The organism is Spongiibacter taiwanensis (assembly GCF_023702635.1).
Classification (GTDB): Bacteria; Pseudomonadota; Gammaproteobacteria; order Pseudomonadales; family Spongiibacteraceae; genus Spongiibacter; species Spongiibacter taiwanensis.
The window spans coordinates 3,187,071-3,204,200 of record NZ_CP098455.1 but is presented as its reverse complement, the minus strand read 5'-3'; the positions used below and the strand labels follow the sequence as shown (position 1 = coordinate 3,204,200).

Genomic DNA, 17,130 nt, shown 5'->3' with positions numbered 1-17,130 from the left:
ATGGATGTTTTGCTTGTTGATGATGACCCCATCACCCGCCTGGCAGTCTGTGCCGCGCTAGAGGAATGGGGCTTTGTGCCAGTAGTCGCAGAAGACGGCCACCAGGCGCTGAAACACCTAGAAGGAAAAAACCCCCCTCACTTGCTGGTTATCGACTGGTCGATGCCTGGCATGACCGGCCCGGAATTGTGCAAGAACATTCGCGATCGCAGCGACGGACAGTTTTTCTACATCCTCATGCTAACGGGCAAAGAAGGTAGCGAAGCCATTGTTGAAGCGATGGAGTCTGGCGCCGATGATTTTGTCAGCAAACCCTTTGACCACCGGGTATTGAAGGTTCGTATTGCTGCCGGTAGCCGCATTGTCAGACTGGAGCAAACCTTAAACCAGCTCGCATCACGGGATGCGCTGACCCAATGTTGGAACCGCCGCATGATCGATGAGCTGTTCCACAAGTCGATCCTTGAATCCCGCCGCAAGAGCACTAACCTGTCGCTGATGGTGCTCGATATCGATCACTTCAAGAAAATCAACGACACCCATGGCCACAGCATCGGCGATATCGCCCTGAAGCATCTGGTCACGGTCCTGAACAACAATCTGCGGGAATATGACCAGGTTGGCCGCTATGGTGGTGAGGAATTTGTGGTGGTGCTGCCCAACACCGGCATTGAAGAAGCCTGGGGCATTGCCGAACGGGTTCGCTCAGCGGTGCAATTCCAGCCGGCCTTTGTCAACCGCGACCTGAGCATCCCGCTCACCATCAGTATCGGTCTGGCCCAGTGCAACCATGCGGAAAAAGAAGATCAACACCGCCTGTTCCAGCGCGCGGATGAAGCCCTGTATAACGCCAAGGCCTCGGGTCGGAATCGCATCGTGACGATCTAACGCCGATCACCCCCGATTCAATCAGCCACCGCTTGCGGTGCGCGTAGCACCCTGTGAAGGGTGACACTGGATCACAACAAAAGCCGAGGAAGCATGCCGGGGAAAAATCGCCAGATACAAAAAGGGCGCCCAGAATTTGAGCGCCCCCTGAAACACCGCTGATAATCAGAAATTACATGCCAACGAACGGCTGCATCAATTTCGCGATCCAGCCCTGGAATTTCAACGGTGCATCCATTCCCGCCAGGCAGATACAATCTTCGTCCGCATCAGCTATCGGCTGATGCTCTACACTGGCGTCCAGATCGGCCACGTCTCCAGCATTAAATTTACCGATAACGTCGCTGTAACCGCCCCGCAGAATCATCGTTAATTCACTGCCCCGATGGCTGTGCACCGGCATCTTGCGACCAGCGCCAATTCGCAGCAGCCGCGAATTGCCTTCCCCTGTATGCAACACGATCTGGCGGACCCCCGGCCCTACCGTCTTCCAGGGCAATGCATCCAGATCATCGCTGCCCGTCAGTTTGGCAAGCAATCGCGGAACGCTGCTTGGCGCCACCGGCTTCTCGGCACGGGTATTTTCCCCCGCGCCGTTGCCATCGAGGTCGCCACTGCCAGGAAAGCCTTCTGTCTGCTCATCCAGCAGCGCCAGCATTCGCGCCTTCGCTGTTTCCGAAAGGGGTTTTGGCGCAAGCGCAGAGAGCAGCTCACCGCCGACACCATCCAGGGCGCTCAGTTCTCGCCGACACCGACCACACTCCTCCAAATGGCACCCCACCACCAGCGCCAACGCTGCCGGCAGCGCGCCAGCGCTGTAGCTGGCCAGGGTATCGTCACTGGGGTGATGTTGTATTTGGCTCATTCGCCCTGCTCTCCAAACTGCTCTCGGAAGGCCTTGATCGCCAACCGCAAACTTGATTTTACGCTGCCCAGTGGCATGCCGGTTTCCGCAGCAATTTCACTGTGGCTTTTGCCTTCGTAGTACGACTTGAACACCACTTGCGCCTGATTAACAGGCAAGGCTTCCATCGCCGCTCGCAAACGATCGCCATCGGGTGCCATGGTTGGCTCTTCCGTCAGCTCATCTGCCAGCCGATCGTCCTGCTCATAGGCAATGCCGCGCTGCTTACGCAATTTATCTATCCATAGATTTCGAGCAACGCGAAAAAGCCAGGTACTGACGGCCGCCTTTTCCGGGCGGTATAGATGCGCCTTGTTCCACAGTGCCAAAAGCGCTTCCTGCGTGATATCTTCGGCGGTGGCACTGTCCACCCCCTGCCCCAGTAAATAGGCGTTAACCCGGGGAGAAAAGTGGTCGAACAGCAACAAAAAACTGCGCTTATCCCGCTCCTGCGCAATCTTTTCCATGCACTCGGCCCAGAACTTTCCGCTGGGAGCTTGCTCTTGTCCGGTGGCGTTATCTGCCATCAATTGACCTCAATAACCAGAAATACGTTCCTGCACAGCGGGTGGATCAGCAGGTATTTACCGAAGGCCCTCCCGACTCAGGCTTTGAGAAAATATCAGACCTGCGCCGGTTTCTGTAGCCCTGGGGCTGCGATAGCGCCGCAAAATCATTCACTTAGCATGCCTAGGTCGTTGCCCCTGCCACAGTGCGGATATACCATTGAACTATAAGTGGATGGAGTACCCCATGACCCTCAGTCTCGCCAAGTCGATGCCGGACCTGATCGGCAACACCCCCCTGATCTACCTCAAGTCGGTCTCTGAACTCACTGGCTGCGAAATTTACGGCAAAGCGGAGTTCCTCAATCCGGGCGGGTCCGTTAAAGACCGCACAGCACTGGGTATTATTCGCCATGCCGAAGCAGATGGCAGCCTGCGCCCGGGTGGCACCATTGTGGAAGGCACCGCTGGCAATACCGGCATCGGCCTGACCCTGATCGCCAACGCCCTTGGCTACAAAAGCGTGGTGGTGATGCCCCAAAGTCAGAGCCGGGAGAAGATTGAGCTGCTCGATTTGTATGGCGCTGATCTGCGCCTGGTGCCCGCTACCAACTACAACGACCCCAACCACTACATTCACACCGCCCGCCGCTTGGCTGAGCAGCTCAACGAGACCGAGGCCAATGGCGCGATCTGGGCACGTCAGTTCGACAATCTGGCTAACGCTCGCATTCACGAGCAGACCACCGGCCAGGAAATCTGGGCCCAGACGGACGGCAAGATAGACGGTTTTATCTGCGCAGTGGGTACCGGCGGCACCCTGGCTGGGGTGAGCCGAGCGCTCAAAACCCACAACCCCGATGTCACCATCGGCATTGCTGACCCCCAGGGTTCGTCGCTGTTTAGCTATTACACCACCGGCGAGTTGGCCGGCGACGGCCGGTCGATTACCGAGGGAATCGGGATCAGTTTGATCACCGACAATCTTCGCCAGGCCCAGGTTGATAAGGCCTACCAGATCAGCGACCGCGATGCCCTGCCATACATTTTCGAGCTGCTTCGCCACGAGGGCCTGTGTCTTGGCGGCTCTTCGGCAATCAATATTGCCGGCGCGGTGTCCTTGGCCCGGGAACTTGGCCCCGGCCACAAGATCGTCACGATCCTTTGCGACTATGGCGACCGCTATAAGAGCAAGCTGTTCAACCCGGTATTTCTGGAAAACATGGGACTGCCGGCCCCCGACTGGATGCGCAATTGATCGCGCTATCCGCTTTCAACCAAACTCAGGCGCACAGACGGCACCATTGCGCCGCCCCAGCATAACCGAGGGAACCCGCCCATGCTGATCGGACTCGCTGTTGTATCGGGAATTATCATCTTTTTGCTGATCTACGTGATCACCATTTATAACGGGCTGGTCAACCTGAAGCACAACGTGTCGCGCAACTTTGCCAACATTGATGTGCTCCTCAAACAGCGCCACGACGAACTGCCCAAACTGGTCGAAACCTGCAAGCAGTACATGGGCTACGAGCAGGAAACCCTGACCCGGGTGATCGAAGCCCGCCAGCAGGTCGCCAGCGCCCAGGCCAGCGGCGACATCAAAGCCCTCGGCGCTGCGGAAACCCAAATGCGCCTGGGGCTGGGTAACCTGTTTGCCGTCGCCGAAGATTACCCCGAGCTGAAAGCCGACGACGCCTTTGCCAAGCTACAGCAGCGAATTTCCGGGCTGGAGAGCGCCATCGCCGACCGTCGCGAGGTCTATAACGAAGCGGTAAACAATAACAATGTCCGCATTGAGCAGTTCCCCGACGTGATTGTGGCCCGACTGTTCAACTTCCAGGCCTTTGACCTGCTGAGCTTTCGGGAAGAAGAACTGGCCGACGTCGATATCAAAGCCCTGTTCAGCTAGGCGGTTCATGGCCGATGGATTACCTGGCCTTGGCCTTCAGTGGGGTGGTTGCCTTAGCTAGCGGCGGCGCCAGTTTTGCCCGCCTGCGCCGGGCACGAATTATTGAAGACACCCCCACTTCCAAAATTCGCTCAGCCCACCAGGGCTACGTCGAACTGATCGGTATTGCCAAAGAAGACGGCGGCGTTCCCGTATTCAGCCCGCTAAGTCAGACCCCCTGCTTGTGGTACCGTTTTAAGGTGGAGGAATATCGCCGCAGCGGCAAAAACAGCCGTTGGCACGTACTCCGCAAAGGCAGCAGCGACGCGCCCTTTATGATGGAAGACGGCACCGGTACTTGCTTTCTGTTCCCAGAGGGGGCGGAGGTCCGCAGTCACCGCCGTAAGCAATGGCGGGGTAGCAGTCGCCTCCCCGTTGCATCGGAGGCTGCCGAGAGCCTTTTTTCCCTCGGCGGTCGCTATCGCTTTACCGAGGAGCTGCTTCAGCACGACGATCCAATCTATGCACTGGGCGAATTCGGCAGCCATCACCCACCCAACCCGGAAACCCTGGCCAGTGAGGCCCAAGGCCGCATTCTCAACGAGTGGAAGCAAAACTATCAGTCGCTGCTGAACCGTTTTGACCGGGACGGCGACGGCCAACTCGACCTGGCCGAATGGGAACTGGCGCGGGCCGAAGCCCTGCGCAAAGTTCGCCGGGAGCTCGATAACAGCCCGCCCATAACCGTCATTCATAGCATGGCCGCCACCGGTGATCGCCGCCGCCCCTATATTATTGCCACCTCCGATCCGAAGGTACTCAGCCGCCGCTTTCGCTGGCAGGCCCTCGGCCTGTGCCTGGTCAGCCTTGCTGCACTGGCGGCGCTTGTGTGGCAAATTAGCCAGGCAACCTGGGGGGCATAACGCCGACATCGTCATGAGCCGAACCAACACCAAAACGCAGATTGTGGCCGCGGCGGAAAACCTCTTCGCCCAGCAAGGTTTTGCCGCGACGTCGGTGAGCGAGATCGCGGCTGCGGTGGGGGTTAGCAGCCCCGCCATCTACAAGCACTTCCGCAATAAACTGGCGATTTATGAAGCGGTGTGCGACTCCCTGTTCACACCCCTGGCCGAGGCGACCAAACACCTTAATGCCGCTGCCGACTTCAGCGAAACCCGCCAGCAATTGCAGCAGGTGCTGGCGTTATTGGCAGACAACCCCAACGCCGCGCGGCTGGTTCAGTACGCCACTCTGGCCAAGGACGAAACGTTGGAGCTCATCAGTGAAAAATGGTATCGGCGCTTTTTTGCCTTTGCCAGCCGCGCCGCCGATGATCCCAGTGTGGAGTGGCTGACGGCACCAACGGTGATGGCCTTTCACTGCATGATTCTGGGCTACGTTACCCTGGCACCGCTGCACGAATCCATTTTTCACACCAATCCGCTCAGCAGCGAAAACAGAGAAGCGCAAATGCAGTTTCAAGAGAATCTGGTAAACGGCCTCAATGCCCTTTACCAAGCCGGCAAGCTCTCGACCAAGTGAGCTGAAAGCCACTGCACTAGTCCTGGCCGAGCACCGCCAGCAGCTCTTCAGCCGCTCCCTTTAACGCGCTTTGATAGCGCGATTCCAACGTTTCCATTTGCGCCCTGAATGCCCGGCGCTGATCAGCGGGCAGGTCTTTCCAGGCCTGATGGGTGGGAATATGTGCCAACTCCCCAGCCAGTCCCACAAAGGGCTGACCCCGCTGCTTTACCTCGTTGGCAACGCCGGGTTGATCTAACAATACCGCAATGCGCAGAGACACCTCGCTGGATTCCACTTGTCCGGCAAGATAACTCCCTGCCAGCACCCGGATGCCGTCCTGTGCCTGCAGCGCGGTTTCGTTTACCCGCTGCTGCTGGGCCCGCTGCTGCACGCGCAATTGCCATAACAACCGCCCGGCAATCACCGCCAGGACGCCGACCACCGCCACTGCTGCGGCCAGCAGCCACCACCAATTCGTCACCATTACTCTCCACATACTCAGTAAATATCCCGACTGCCATCGGCAAGCCGCACCCCCTGCATTATAATGGCCGCCCTAAAAATGGGAGAGACCATGTGAGCACACCGGAAGCCATCCTTTGGCGCGACAATCGGCTACACCTGCTGGATCAACGCATCCTGCCGGGCGAGGTTACGTACCTGCCCTACCGCGATGCGGCAGGTGTTGCCGCGGCCATCAAGGATATGGTCGTCCGCGGCGCGCCCGCCATTGGCATCAGCGCCGCCTACGGTATGGCCCTGGCAGCCCTCGCCGCCAGCGAAGGCCCGGGGGAAGCGGGTTGGCAAGCCACCCTCGCCCCGGCCCGACATCTTTTGGCCGAATCCCGGCCCACCGCCGTCAACCTGTTTTGGGCGCTGGCCCGCTGCGATGACACCATTGCCCGCCACAATACCAGTACGGCGCTTCCCCGCCACTTGATCGAGCTGGCTCAGCGATTACACCGGGAAGACCTCGACATTAACCGCCGCATCGGTGACCACGGCGCCACCCTACTCGACCACCCCCAGCAGGTCTACACCCACTGCAACGCGGGCGCGCTGGCCACCGGCGGCTACGGCACTGCCCTCGGCGTCATTCGCTCGGCCTTTCGGGACGGCAATATCACCGGGGTGTTTGCCGGTGAGACCCGGCCCTGGCTTCAGGGTGCACGGCTCACCAGCTGGGAGCTCATGCAAGACAATATCCCCGTGACCCTGGCCATTGAGGGCGCTGCGGCCCAATTGATGCGCCAGCATAAACCGGGCTGGGTGATTGTCGGCGCTGACCGCATTGCTGCCAACGGTGACGTGGCCAACAAGATTGGCACCTACAATCTGGCAATCATCGCCCGACACCACGGCGTAAAATTCATGGTCGCCGCGCCAATTTCAACCTTTGATGGCGAGATTGATGGCGACGCCATTCCGATCGAGCAGCGCCCAGCAACAGAAATCAGCCACCAGGGTGATCGGCCGATTGCCCCCGAGGGGGTGAACTGCAGCAACCCCGCTTTTGACGTCACCCCAGCCGAGCTGGTCGATGCCATCGTCACCGAGCATGGCGTGATTCGCAGCCCCACCCGCGACAAGGTGCTCGCCCACTTAGCGGCAGCGCGACAGGAAACCGATCAATGACGGCGATAGACAGCAAACGCTTTTACCAGCAGGCCATTGCCCTCGCCGCTGCCGGTGAAGCGCTCTACCAGCGCGGCTGGGTGCCGGCAACCAGCGGCAACTTTTCAATGCGCCTGAGCGACAGCAGTGCCACCCTGACGGCGTCGGGCAAACACAAGGGGCGACTGGCGCTCACCGATTTTATTGCAGTGGATCTGGCAGGAAAACCGCTCAGTGAGGGCAATCCTTCCGCCGAAACCCTGTTGCACACCCAGCTCTATGCCCGCTTTGCCGACATTGGCGCTGTGCTTCACTGCCACTCGCCCAAAGCCACGGTGTTGTCGCGCCTACTGACTGGTAAAGCCGAAGTAGTCCTGGAGGATTACGAGTTACAGAAGGCCTTTGCCGGGGTCACCACCCACGAGGGCCAGCTAGTCATCCCGATATTTGAAAATACCCAGGATATTGCCGCCCTCGCCACCGAAGTGGATGGCTACCTGGCAAATCAGCCAAGCTGCCCCGGATACTTGATTCGCGGCCACGGCATTTACTGCTGGGCAGATACACTGGATAACTGCATGCACCGCCTGGAAGCGCTGGATTTTCTGCTTACCTGCGAGCTGGAAACTCTGCGACATCGCCCGCGTTAATCGCCCGTCTCAACAGGAGCCCCCATGACCACATTGACCATTTTTGTTGATACCAATCACCAGGACGCAATTTGGCAAGGTAACGAGCCTGAGGCTATCGCCGCCCAGTTGGGTGAGGTTGGTGTGCGCTTTGAACAATGGCAAACCCGGGACGATATCGTCGCCGGCGCAGAATCCGACACTGTCATCGCCGCTTATCAACGGGAAATCGACAAACTGGTCGATGAAGAAGGCTACCAGACCGTAGATGTGATCAGCCTGGACGCCAATAATCCCCAGAAGGACGCGCTGCGGCAAAAGTTCTTATCAGAGCACACCCACAGTGAAGACGAGGTTCGCTTCTTTGTTCAGGGTCAGGGCCTGTTTGCCCTGCACATTGGCGATAAAGTATTTGAAGTGCTGTGTGAAAAGGGCGACCTACTCAGCGTGCCGGCGAACACGCCCCACTGGTTTGACCTGGGACCAGCGCCCGACCTGGTGGCCATCCGCTTCTTTAACAACCCCGACGGCTGGGTTGCCCACTACACCGGCAGCGCCATTGCCGATCACTACTCACGCATTGAGGCCTGAGCGTGGTCAGGGCCATTGTCACCGATATTGAAGGCACCACCAGCGCCATCGATTTCGTTCATAACGTGCTGTTCCCCTACGCCAAAGAGCGGCTCCCCACCTTTGTGAGAGCAAATGGCGAACTGGCGGCGGTGTCGCAGGCACTCGCCGATACCGCCGAGCTCAGCGGCCTGCCCGCAGATAATCACGACGCGCTGATTACCCAGCTACTGCAATGGATTGCCGAGGACAAAAAGGTCACGCCCCTTAAATCACTGCAGGGTTTGATCTGGGAGCGGGGCTACCGGGAAGGCGATTACCAGGCACACATCTACCCGGATGCAGCAGAACGCTTGCGTCAGTGGCATGATCAGGGCTTGGCGCTGTACGTATACTCGTCCGGCTCGATCTATGCGCAAAAGCTGTTTTTTGAGTTTAGCCTGGCGGGCAATTTGCTGCCGCTATTCAGCGGCCATTTCGATACCACAACCGGCCCCAAACAGGCCCCGGCGTCATACCGGGCCATCTGCAATGCGCTTGGCCTACCGGCCGAAGAGATATTATTTTTATCAGACGTGGTCGCTGAGCTGGATGCCGCCGCAGCCACCGGGATGCAGACAATTCATGTGGTGCGCCCCCAAGACGGCACCCTGGCCAACCCCCGGCAACAACACCGGAAGGTGGCCTCCTTTCGCGAGATCGATGTGGACGATCTCTAGGGCCTGCGCTTAAACAGGGCTAGCCGGCGTTGGCCAGGGAGCCTTTCTGAAAGGCCGCCAGGCGCGACAGCGATTCGTGCAAATGCTCCCGGTACTCAATTTCGAGCACCCGAAGAATCTCGATGGCCCACACGGACAGCTCCTCATCAAAGCCGTATTTTTTGGGCTCGCCAGCATCAACAACACTCAATACCCCGCCCGACACCAGGGTGTCCAGGGTGAGTCGGATGCCATCATCGCTGAGGGCGAGTGCGGCCTGGAGCTCATCGTTATGCAGTTCTCCTTCCCGAACGATGAGCAAACCCGCCAACAATCTGTCGTTGGCTGACATAAGTTCAAAAAACTGCTCTGGATTTAACATATTAAACACCTGCTGGTCGTAGTTTAGTTACCACGGTCCATGCGAGCCCCTTTCTTCGTCGTGGACAGCTTGTTATTTATTTCTTTTTACTTCACTTCTATGGCCCCCTGATCATACCGCACCGGCGCCCCGTCACCCCCATCAGCACCACGCTTTGTTCTTATATTTTGCAAAAAATCAGAAAAATTGCATTTTGGGTCTGCAGACACTACACCTAGTCCGACTGGGAGTCGGCAACCAGGGCTTGTTCCCGCCTTACCAGCAAAAAAATCACCGCCATGCCCGCCAGAAAGGAACCCGCTGCCATCACAGCAGCAACAACCGACAGGGACAGTCCCGCGGTAAAGAGAAAGCCGGGAATCATCGGGCCAAGCACCGCGCCGCCACGGCCCAAGCCAAGCACCAGACCCGACCCGGACCCCAGATGAGACGAGGGAAAGGAGACCGCAAATAACCCGAAAAATCCGGAAATGGCGGCAAAGATAAAGGCCCCTGTGGCAAAGCCCAGCATTTTCATATTCGTCAAGCTGTCTGTGACTGCGGGAAACAACGCCACCCCCAGAGAGGCCAGCACCAGGCTTGCCACCATCAGCGGCCGAATTGGCAGATAGGCCGAAATAATACTGATCCCGATCGACCCGATAACCCCACCCAAACTGATAATGCCAAGCACCTCGGTGGCCAATGAGGCCGAATGACCGAGATCCGCGACAATGGTGGGCATCCACTTCACGAAGTAGTAATAGGTACCCACATTGGCAAAATAGGCAAAAATCAGAATGCCCGTGACCAGGGCCAACGGCCCATTAAACAGGGTTTTTACCCCGGGCGCCGCGGCAGAGGCATTATCGAAGGGAGACAGCGCCGTGGGTTCGGGGTGGCCGAGGCGGCGCATCACTGTCTGCAGCTTCTCCAACACGCCATCTGGCCGTTTGCGCTCCAGAAACGACACGCTTTCCGGTACAAAGCAATACACTAGCGGCAGGAACACCAGGCTCAACCCAGCACCGAGTAAAAAGGTAATTCGCCAGTCAAATTCCTTGAGCAGGGGTGCGAGGAAAGTGGCACCAAGATAAACCCCGAGAGGAAAGCCCCCCGCCACCAAGACAACGGCCAGGGCCCGGTTCTTGGCATTGCAAAAATCCGACGACGTTGCGGTCGCCGTCGCCAGCAAACCGCCAATACCGATCCCGGTAAATACCCGAGACGCGCCGAGGATATACACATTCGGCGCCAATCCAGCGACCAGCATACCCAGGGTCAGAATCACCAGCCCCACCAACATGGTGGGACGGCGCCCGTGCGAGTCCGCAAAGGCGCCCATGAAAATCGACCCCAGCGCCATGCCCACCAACTCGAGCGGCAAAATCATGCCGAGCACCGCTTTTGACAGCCCCCATTCAGCGGTCATACCCGGCGCGGCAAAGGCGATGGAAAGGACGTCGTAGCCGTCCAGGGCGAGCACGCCAATGCAGATGGTCACCACCAACCACTGGGCCCGATTCATAGGGGATTCTTGCAGAATCTGCAACGAACTCTGGTGAGTACTCATAGTGTTATTCTCATTATTCAGTGTGTTTCGGTATGCAATACCCTGCCCCCACTGGCACAGCCAACCCGCCAGCAACCGGCAATGTCCAGGGCCTCAATAGCGGCCAAATCAGGTTTAACGCAGACTGTCGTTCAGCTTGTCGAGCACATTCTGGCCCGGGCACAACTCGGTCTCGGTCAGCGACCGAAGGGGCGTCTTGCAAGTGCCGACAATGTCGTGGAGGTCCTGGGAATCCTCATCCATAAACAGCAGACCGGTGAGAATCTGATCCTTGGCTTTATAGTCTTTGATCAAACGCAACGCACTGCGGCGGCTCGCCAAATCCAGGTGCGGATCCGCCTTGTGCAGATGCACGACTGAGCCATCATGAAGGGAGACTTCCTTGGACTGCCCCGGGTCATAGCTGGTGGTGATTTCCTGCTTGAAGGGCACGTAATCCACCGTGCCGGTGGCCGCCAGGTGATCACGCACATAGGCATAACCCTTGGTTGATCCGGGGTTATTGTTAAAGGTCACACAGGGCGATATCACGTCAATAAAGGCAAATCCCCGGTGGCTGATTGCGGCTTTGATCAGCGGCACCAACTGCTCCCGATCACCGGAGAAACTGCGGGCAACAAAGGTCGCGCCGAGCTGCAAGGCAACGCTGACCAGGTCAATGGGTTCAAAGGGATTGGGCTCCCCTTTCTTGCTGGTTGACCCCCGGTCGGCGGTAGCTGAGTCCTGGCCTTTGGTGAGGCCATAGCAGCCGTTGTTCTCCACCACATACATCATATTTAAGTTGCGGCGCACCGCGTGGGTGAACTGGCCCATGCCGATGGAGGCGCTGTCGCCGTCGCCGGAAACCCCCACGTAGATCATGTCCCGATTGGCCAGGTTGGCACCGGTGGCCACCGAGGGCATGCGCCCGTGAACCGAATTAAAGCCGTGGGAATTGCCAAGAAAGTAGGTGGGTGTTTTTGAAGAACAACCGATACCCGACAGTTTGGCCACATTGTGAGGCTCAATCGACATTTCAAAACAGGCCTGCACAATGGCGGCACTGATGGAATCGTGGCCGCAGCCGGCGCACAGGGTCGACAGGGCGCCCTCGTAGTTCTTGCGGGTGTAGCCCAGCGCATTGACCGGCAGCTCGGGGTGACGGAAATTGGGACGGACGTAGGTCATCGGTTTGTCTCCTTGCTGCCAGTCTTCTTATGCAGGGGCGTGACGTTATCGCCCTTCACCACCGCGGCGATTTTTTCGCGAATGAAGCGGGCGGTGACCGGCATGCCGCCGTAATGCAGAATGGGTAACAGGCGCTTGGGGTCGATTTCGCACTCATTCACAATCAGCGAGCGCAACTGGCCATCCCGGTTTTGCTCCACCACAAACACGATGTCGTGACTGTCGATAAAGGCATCGACCACCTGGCTGAAGGGAAAGGCGCGAATCCGCAAGCTATCCACCGCCACCCCTTCATCGGCGAGCATATCAATCGCCTCCAGCGTCGCGTCCCGGCTGGTGCCAAAGTGAATCACCCCAACGCGACTGCTCTGCCCGGCTTCAATCAACTCGGGTGCCGGCACTTCTTGCTTGGCCGTTTCCCACTTCAGCAACAGACGCTGCATGTTGCGCTCATAGGCCTCGCTGTCTTCGGTGTAAACCGCGTACTCATCCCGTGAGGTTCCCCGGGTGAAAAAGCTGCCCTTGGTGGCATGGGTGCCGGGATAGGTGCGATAGGGAATACCGTCGCCGTCCACGTCCAGATAACGCCCAAAGCGCTCAGACATCGACTCCAGTTGTTCTTCGGTCAACACCTTGCCCCGCCGGTAGTGGCGTTTATCGTCCCAGCGCAGGGGCTCGGACATATTGTCGTTCATGCCCAGGTCGAGGTCGGTCAGCATTATCACCGGTGTTTGCAGCACTTCGGCCAGATCAAAGGCCTCGGCGGTCATGTCGAAGCACTCCTTGGGTGTGGCCGGAAACAGCAAGACGTGTTTGGTATCGCCGTGGGAGGCATGGGCGCAGGCCAATATATCGGACTGCTGAGTGCGGGTTGGCATCCCAGTGGAAGGCCCGGCGCGCTGCACATCAATCAGCACCGTCGGGATTTCAGCAAAGTAAGCCAGGCCGAGAAACTCACTCATCAGCGAAATGCCGGGACCGCTAGTGGCGGTAAAGGAGCGGGCGCCATTCCAGGCAGCGCCGATCACCATGCCGATGGCGGCCAGCTCGTCCTCGGCCTGCACGATGGCGTAATTCTTGTGGCCGCTGCCCGGATCGATTCGCAGGCGTTTACAGTATTTTTCGTAGGCATCCACCACCGAAGTCGATGGCGTTATCGGATACCAGGCAGCCACCGTGGCACCACCGTAAATGGCCCCCAAGGCGGCGGCGGTGTTGCCGTCGAGCAGAATCTGGTCGCCCACCGCATCCCGGCGCTCTACCCGGATGCCCAACGGACAGGTGAAATGCTCCCGGGCGTAGTGAAAGCCCAACTCCAGGGCGTGCACGTTCGGGGTAATCAGCTTTTCCTTGCCGCGAAACTGATCGGCCACCAGGTCCGCCAGCACCTGAAATTCAATATCCAGCAGCGCGGCCAGGGCCCCGACGTAAATCACGTTGCGAAAAAGCTGCTGTTGGCGAGGGTCCTTATACTCCCGCTGGCAAATATCTTTTAGCGGGATACCAATAAAGTGGATGTCATTGCGCATCAGACGCAGGTCCAGGGGCTTGCTGGAGTCATATAAAAAATAACCGCCGGGCTCGACCTCGTTGATGTCCTTCGCCATGCTCTGGGGGTTAACGCAGACCATCATGTCGATGCCGCCCCGCCGTCCCAGATACCCCTTCTCGCTCACCCTCACCTCATACCATGTCGGCAAGCCCTGAATGTTAGAGGGAAAGATATTTTTGGGGCTGACCGGCAGCCCCATGCGGAACAGGGACTTGGCAAACATATTGTTGGCACTGGCCGAACCGGTGCCGTTGACATTGGCAAACTTGATAACAAAATCGTTAACCGCCTTGATCTTCTTCACAGCGCGCCCCCCTGCTGCCCGGCCTTGGTCACCGAGTAATAAAATTTCTGCATGTCCCAGGCAGAGGTCGGACAGCGTTCGGCACACAGACCGCAATGCAGGCAGACGTTTTCGTCTTTGATCATCGCCCGGCCCGTGGGCAGATCGGTCGACACATACAGATCCTGGTCAGTATTGCGGGCGGGCATTTTCAGCTTGCTGCGAAGCGCGGGCTCGTCTTCATTGGTGGTGATGGTCAGGCAATCGGTGGGACAAATATCCACGCAGGCATCGCATTCAATGCAGCGGTCTTCGGCGAACACCGTTTGCACATCACAGTTCAAACAGCGCTGGGCTTCGTTAAAGGCTGTTTGAGCGTCAAAGCCCAGTTCCACTTCCAGTTTGCGGTTGCTCAGGGTGTCTTTCAATTCCGCCTGGGGGACGGCATAGCGCTGGTCGTCAGCCACATCGCTATCGTAGCTCCATTCGTGAATGCCCATCTTTTGACTGACCAGGGTCACTCCCGGCGGCGGACGCTTGGCCACGCTTTTGCCCTGGCAAAACAGGTCTATGGATATAGCCGCCTGATGGCCATGGGCCACAGCGGTAATCACGTTTTTGGGACCAAAGGCGGCATCGCCACCGAAAAACACCCGGGGATGACTGGACTGGAAGCTCACCTCATCGACCGTGGGCATATCCCACTTGCCAAACTCAATGCCTATATCCCGCTCAATCCAGGGGAAGGCATTTTCCTGACCAATGGCCACCAGGACATCGTCACAGGGAATCACCACTGGCTCATCGTCAGTTGGCACGAGGGAACGCTTGCCATCGGCATCATATACCGCGGTGACCTTTTCAAAAACGACCGCGCTCAGGCGCCCGTTCTCGATCAAAAATTTCTTGGGCACATGGTTATCCAGAATCGGAATGCCCTCGTGTTGGGCGTCCTCCTTTTCCCAGGGCGAGGCTTTCATTTCAGCGAAGGGGCTGCGCACCACCACTTTGACGTCTTCACCGCCCAGGCGCCGGGCCGTTCGGCAACAGTCCATAGCGGTATTGCCGCCACCGAGCACCACCACTCGCTTGCCAATGCTGTCGATATGACCAAACGCCACACTGGAGAGCCAATCAATACCGATATGAATATTGGCGTCGGCCTCAGCGCGCCCTGGCACATCCAGATCCCGTCCCCGGGGAGCTCCGCTGCCGACAAACACGGCGTCGTATTCTTTAGCCAGAATGCCTTTCAAGCTGTCGATGTAGGTATTGAAGTGGGTCAGCACCCCCATATCCAGAATCAGATCAACCTCGTCATTCAGGACCGATTCGGGCAGGCGGAAGGCGGGAATCTGACTGCGCATAAAGCCACCGCCGGCGGGCTGATCATCGTAGAGGTCAATGCTGTAGCCCAGTGGCATCAAGTCCCGGGCCACCGTCAGCGAGGCCGGTCCAGCACCAATCAACGCGACGCGCTTGCCATTTTTTTGCCGGGGGATCACCGGCAGGCGCTCGAGAATATCGCCTTTATTATCTGCTGCAACACGCTTCAGGCGGCAGATCGCTACCGGCTCTTCTTCTACCCGGCCCCGTCGACAGGCAGGCTCGCAGGGTCGATCGCAGGTACGGCCGAGCACACCGGGAAACACATTGGATTCCCAGTTAATCATGTAGGCATCGGTGTAGCGCTGAGCGGCAATCAAACGGATGTATTCAGGCACCGGCGTATGGGCCGGACAGGCGTATTGGCAGTCAACGACCCGGTGGAAATATTCCGGATCTTGGGTATTCGTCGCTTTCAATTTAACTCCCGCATTTTTATTTTTAGCTCGGAGAATTCAGTGCCGTCCCTCTGGTTCCGCAGCGACGGGCACCAAAACACTGCCCCGGATTACACCATAAGAAACGCCAAAGTTCAGCATAAAAAGTGTGGACTGTTTGTCTCTGTTCCCCGACGCGCGCTGCGCTGAGCAACGACGATATCGCAGGCACAGACACAGGCATCCAACTGACAGGCATCGAGAAAATCGCTGCAAGCCGGGCCCGCCCTGAGTAGACTTGCCTGCAGGAAATAATAATGGCCCGGCGGGCAATCAGCAGGAGAGGATCTGCGTGACCAGAAAGATCAAAGGACATGGCGGCATCGGCCTGGCGGTCGACACTGCGGGCAACCCTGCCGACCGGTCAGTGGTACTACTACATGGTGGTGGACAAACTCGCCATGCCTGGGGTGACGCACTGCACCTACTTGCCGACCAAGGCTACTACGTTATCAGCGCCGACCTGCGCGGCCACGGCGACAGTGACTGGGCCCCCGACGGGGGCTACACCCTGGACCACTTTGCCGCCGACATCAGAATACTTTGCGAACATTGCCAACAACCGCCAGTATTGATCGGCGCCTCCCTGGGCGGCCTGGCGGCACTGGCCGCACAAGGCACCGCCGCTGAGCCCCTGGCGAGGGGACTCGCCCTGGTCGATATCGTTCCCCAAGTTAATCCCGAGGGTGTCGGCCAGATTCTGGCGTTTATGCAGGCCCATCCCCAGGGTTTTGCCAGTCTCGAGGAAGCGGCCGATTCCGTCGCTCAATACTTGCCCCACCGGGGACCTCGGCGCAATGTGCAGGGCTTGCAAAAGAACCTGCGCCTGCAGGAAGACGGCCGCTACTACTGGCATTGGGACCCCAAATTTATTGGCTCCGACGACTTACACTCTTCCATTGACCGTCTTGAACAGACCACCGCAGCGATCAACGTACCAGTGCTGCTTATCCGCGGCAGTGATAGCAACGTGGTGGACCAGGCCGGCATGGACCACTTGCGCGAGCGTATTCCCCACGCGAGATTTCGGGAAATCCCAGGCGCCGGCCATATGGTCGCCGGCGATTCCAATAACGCTTTCACCTATGCCGTACTGGAATTTTTATCCGAGCTCGAATCGTAAAAACCGACCAAACTAATGACAAGG

General features: G+C 58.2%; 18 protein-coding genes. 10 read left to right on the top strand and 8 right to left on the bottom strand.

The features are described from left to right. Positions 1 to 888, top strand: a complete 888-nt coding sequence (locus tag NCG89_RS14540) for a GGDEF domain-containing response regulator (RefSeq protein WP_251087285.1) — start codon at positions 1 to 3, stop codon at positions 886 to 888. A gap of 172 nt (positions 889 to 1,060) precedes the next feature. Here the strand turns inward: NCG89_RS14540 and NCG89_RS14535 are convergent, their stop codons facing one another. Both NCG89_RS14535 and NCG89_RS14530 read right to left on the bottom strand, forming a co-directional pair. Beyond that, the gene (locus NCG89_RS14535; protein WP_251087284.1) at positions 1,061 to 1,753 is read right to left on the bottom strand and encodes a ChrR family anti-sigma-E factor; all 693 of its coding nucleotides are present in this window, start codon (positions 1,751 to 1,753) and stop codon (positions 1,061 to 1,063) included. Beyond that, positions 1,750 to 2,319, bottom strand: a complete 570-nt coding sequence (locus tag NCG89_RS14530) for a sigma-70 family RNA polymerase sigma factor (protein ID WP_251087283.1) — start codon at positions 2,317 to 2,319, stop codon at positions 1,750 to 1,752. The genes NCG89_RS14535 and NCG89_RS14530 overlap by 4 nt, the downstream gene beginning before the upstream one ends. Before the next feature lie 226 nt (positions 2,320 to 2,545). On the opposite strand from NCG89_RS14530, the gene NCG89_RS14525 reads away from it, so the two are divergent. From NCG89_RS14525 to NCG89_RS14510, 4 genes are all read left to right on the top strand, one after another. Beyond that, positions 2,546 to 3,556 carry a cysteine synthase A gene (locus tag NCG89_RS14525; RefSeq protein ID WP_251087282.1) on the top strand — a complete coding sequence of 337 codons (1,011 nt, stop codon included), beginning with the start codon at positions 2,546 to 2,548 and terminating at the stop codon, positions 3,554 to 3,556. An 81-nt stretch (positions 3,557 to 3,637) separates the two neighbouring features. Beyond that, positions 3,638 to 4,210, top strand: a complete 573-nt coding sequence (locus NCG89_RS14520; RefSeq protein WP_251087281.1) for a LemA family protein — start codon at positions 3,638 to 3,640, stop codon at positions 4,208 to 4,210. Between the two features lie 14 nt (positions 4,211 to 4,224). After that, positions 4,225 to 5,112 (top strand): E3 ubiquitin ligase family protein, encoded by an 888-nt coding sequence (locus NCG89_RS14515; RefSeq protein ID WP_251087280.1) that lies wholly within the window; start codon positions 4,225 to 4,227, stop codon positions 5,110 to 5,112. A 13-nt stretch (positions 5,113 to 5,125) separates the two neighbouring features. Next, positions 5,126 to 5,731, top strand: a complete 606-nt coding sequence (locus NCG89_RS14510; protein ID WP_251087279.1) for a TetR/AcrR family transcriptional regulator — start codon at positions 5,126 to 5,128, stop codon at positions 5,729 to 5,731. Positions 5,732 to 5,747: 16 nt separating this feature from the next. On the opposite strand, the gene NCG89_RS14505 is transcribed toward NCG89_RS14510, so the two are convergent. Next, positions 5,748 to 6,197, bottom strand: coding sequence for a DUF2489 domain-containing protein (locus NCG89_RS14505; RefSeq protein ID WP_251087278.1), 450 nt, complete (start codon positions 6,195 to 6,197; stop codon positions 5,748 to 5,750). A gap of 92 nt (positions 6,198 to 6,289) precedes the next feature. On the opposite strand from NCG89_RS14505, the gene mtnA reads away from it, so the two are divergent. The 4 genes from mtnA to mtnC are packed head-to-tail and all read left to right on the top strand — an operon-like array spanning position 6,290 to position 9,245. Next, positions 6,290 to 7,348 carry an S-methyl-5-thioribose-1-phosphate isomerase gene (mtnA, locus tag NCG89_RS14500; RefSeq protein WP_251087277.1) on the top strand — a complete coding sequence of 353 codons (1,059 nt, stop codon included), beginning with the start codon at positions 6,290 to 6,292 and terminating at the stop codon, positions 7,346 to 7,348. Continuing rightward, the gene (locus NCG89_RS14495; protein WP_251087276.1) at positions 7,345 to 7,977 is read left to right on the top strand and encodes a methylthioribulose 1-phosphate dehydratase; all 633 of its coding nucleotides are present in this window, start codon (positions 7,345 to 7,347) and stop codon (positions 7,975 to 7,977) included. Before mtnA ends, NCG89_RS14495 begins: the two co-directional genes overlap by 4 nt. A gap of 24 nt (positions 7,978 to 8,001) precedes the next feature. Next, on the top strand, positions 8,002 to 8,547 hold the full coding sequence (locus tag NCG89_RS14490; protein WP_251087275.1) for a 1,2-dihydroxy-3-keto-5-methylthiopentene dioxygenase: 546 nt from the start codon (positions 8,002 to 8,004) through the stop codon (positions 8,545 to 8,547). A gap of 2 nt (positions 8,548 to 8,549) precedes the next feature. Then, positions 8,550 to 9,245, top strand: coding sequence for an acireductone synthase (gene mtnC / locus NCG89_RS14485; protein WP_251087274.1), 696 nt, complete (start codon positions 8,550 to 8,552; stop codon positions 9,243 to 9,245). 19 nt (positions 9,246 to 9,264) lie between these two features. Here mtnC and NCG89_RS14480 read toward each other — a convergent pair whose 3' ends face one another. The 5 genes from NCG89_RS14480 to NCG89_RS14460 all read right to left on the bottom strand — a co-directional run bounded on the left by NCG89_RS14480 (position 9,265) and on the right by NCG89_RS14460 (position 15,965). Beyond that, on the bottom strand, positions 9,265 to 9,606 hold the full coding sequence (locus NCG89_RS14480) for a hypothetical protein (protein WP_251087273.1): 342 nt from the start codon (positions 9,604 to 9,606) through the stop codon (positions 9,265 to 9,267). Between the two features lie 214 nt (positions 9,607 to 9,820). Next, positions 9,821 to 11,158 (bottom strand): MFS transporter, encoded by a 1,338-nt coding sequence (locus tag NCG89_RS14475; protein WP_251087272.1) that lies wholly within the window; start codon positions 11,156 to 11,158, stop codon positions 9,821 to 9,823. Between the two features lie 114 nt (positions 11,159 to 11,272). Further along, on the bottom strand, positions 11,273 to 12,325 hold the full coding sequence (locus NCG89_RS14470; protein ID WP_251087271.1) for a 2-oxoacid:ferredoxin oxidoreductase subunit beta: 1,053 nt from the start codon (positions 12,323 to 12,325) through the stop codon (positions 11,273 to 11,275). Continuing rightward, on the bottom strand, positions 12,322 to 14,181 hold the full coding sequence (locus tag NCG89_RS14465; protein ID WP_251087270.1) for a 2-oxoacid:acceptor oxidoreductase subunit alpha: 1,860 nt from the start codon (positions 14,179 to 14,181) through the stop codon (positions 12,322 to 12,324). The genes NCG89_RS14470 and NCG89_RS14465 overlap by 4 nt, the downstream gene beginning before the upstream one ends. Continuing rightward, positions 14,178 to 15,965, bottom strand: a complete 1,788-nt coding sequence (locus tag NCG89_RS14460) for an FAD-dependent oxidoreductase (RefSeq protein WP_251087269.1) — start codon at positions 15,963 to 15,965, stop codon at positions 14,178 to 14,180. The genes NCG89_RS14465 and NCG89_RS14460 overlap by 4 nt, the downstream gene beginning before the upstream one ends. A 310-nt stretch (positions 15,966 to 16,275) precedes the next feature. Between NCG89_RS14460 and NCG89_RS14455 the strand changes: the two genes are divergently transcribed. Continuing rightward, positions 16,276 to 17,106: an alpha/beta fold hydrolase gene (locus tag NCG89_RS14455; RefSeq protein ID WP_251087268.1), complete on the top strand. Its 831-nt coding sequence runs from the start codon at positions 16,276 to 16,278 to the stop codon at positions 17,104 to 17,106. Positions 17,107 to 17,130: the final 24 nt, after the last annotated feature.

Coding starts and splice junctions, on each gene's coding strand:
- NCG89_RS14540 (WP_251087285.1), top strand. CDS start 1: ATGGATGTTTTGCTTGTTGATGATGACCCCATCACCCGCCTGGCAGTC.
- NCG89_RS14535 (WP_251087284.1), bottom strand. CDS start 1,753: ATGAGCCAAATACAACATCACCCCAGTGACGATACCCTGGCCAGCTAC.
- NCG89_RS14530 (WP_251087283.1), bottom strand. CDS start 2,319: ATGGCAGATAACGCCACCGGACAAGAGCAAGCTCCCAGCGGAAAGTTC.
- NCG89_RS14525 (WP_251087282.1), top strand. CDS start 2,546: ATGACCCTCAGTCTCGCCAAGTCGATGCCGGACCTGATCGGCAACACC.
- NCG89_RS14520 (WP_251087281.1), top strand. CDS start 3,638: ATGCTGATCGGACTCGCTGTTGTATCGGGAATTATCATCTTTTTGCTG.
- NCG89_RS14515 (WP_251087280.1), top strand. CDS start 4,225: ATGGATTACCTGGCCTTGGCCTTCAGTGGGGTGGTTGCCTTAGCTAGC.
- NCG89_RS14510 (WP_251087279.1), top strand. CDS start 5,126: ATGAGCCGAACCAACACCAAAACGCAGATTGTGGCCGCGGCGGAAAAC.
- NCG89_RS14505 (WP_251087278.1), bottom strand. CDS start 6,197: ATGGTGACGAATTGGTGGTGGCTGCTGGCCGCAGCAGTGGCGGTGGTC.
- NCG89_RS14495 (WP_251087276.1), top strand. CDS start 7,345: ATGACGGCGATAGACAGCAAACGCTTTTACCAGCAGGCCATTGCCCTC.
- NCG89_RS14490 (WP_251087275.1), top strand. CDS start 8,002: ATGACCACATTGACCATTTTTGTTGATACCAATCACCAGGACGCAATT.
- NCG89_RS14480 (WP_251087273.1), bottom strand. CDS start 9,606: ATGTTAAATCCAGAGCAGTTTTTTGAACTTATGTCAGCCAACGACAGA.
- NCG89_RS14475 (WP_251087272.1), bottom strand. CDS start 11,158: ATGAGTACTCACCAGAGTTCGTTGCAGATTCTGCAAGAATCCCCTATG.
- NCG89_RS14470 (WP_251087271.1), bottom strand. CDS start 12,325: ATGACCTACGTCCGTCCCAATTTCCGTCACCCCGAGCTGCCGGTCAAT.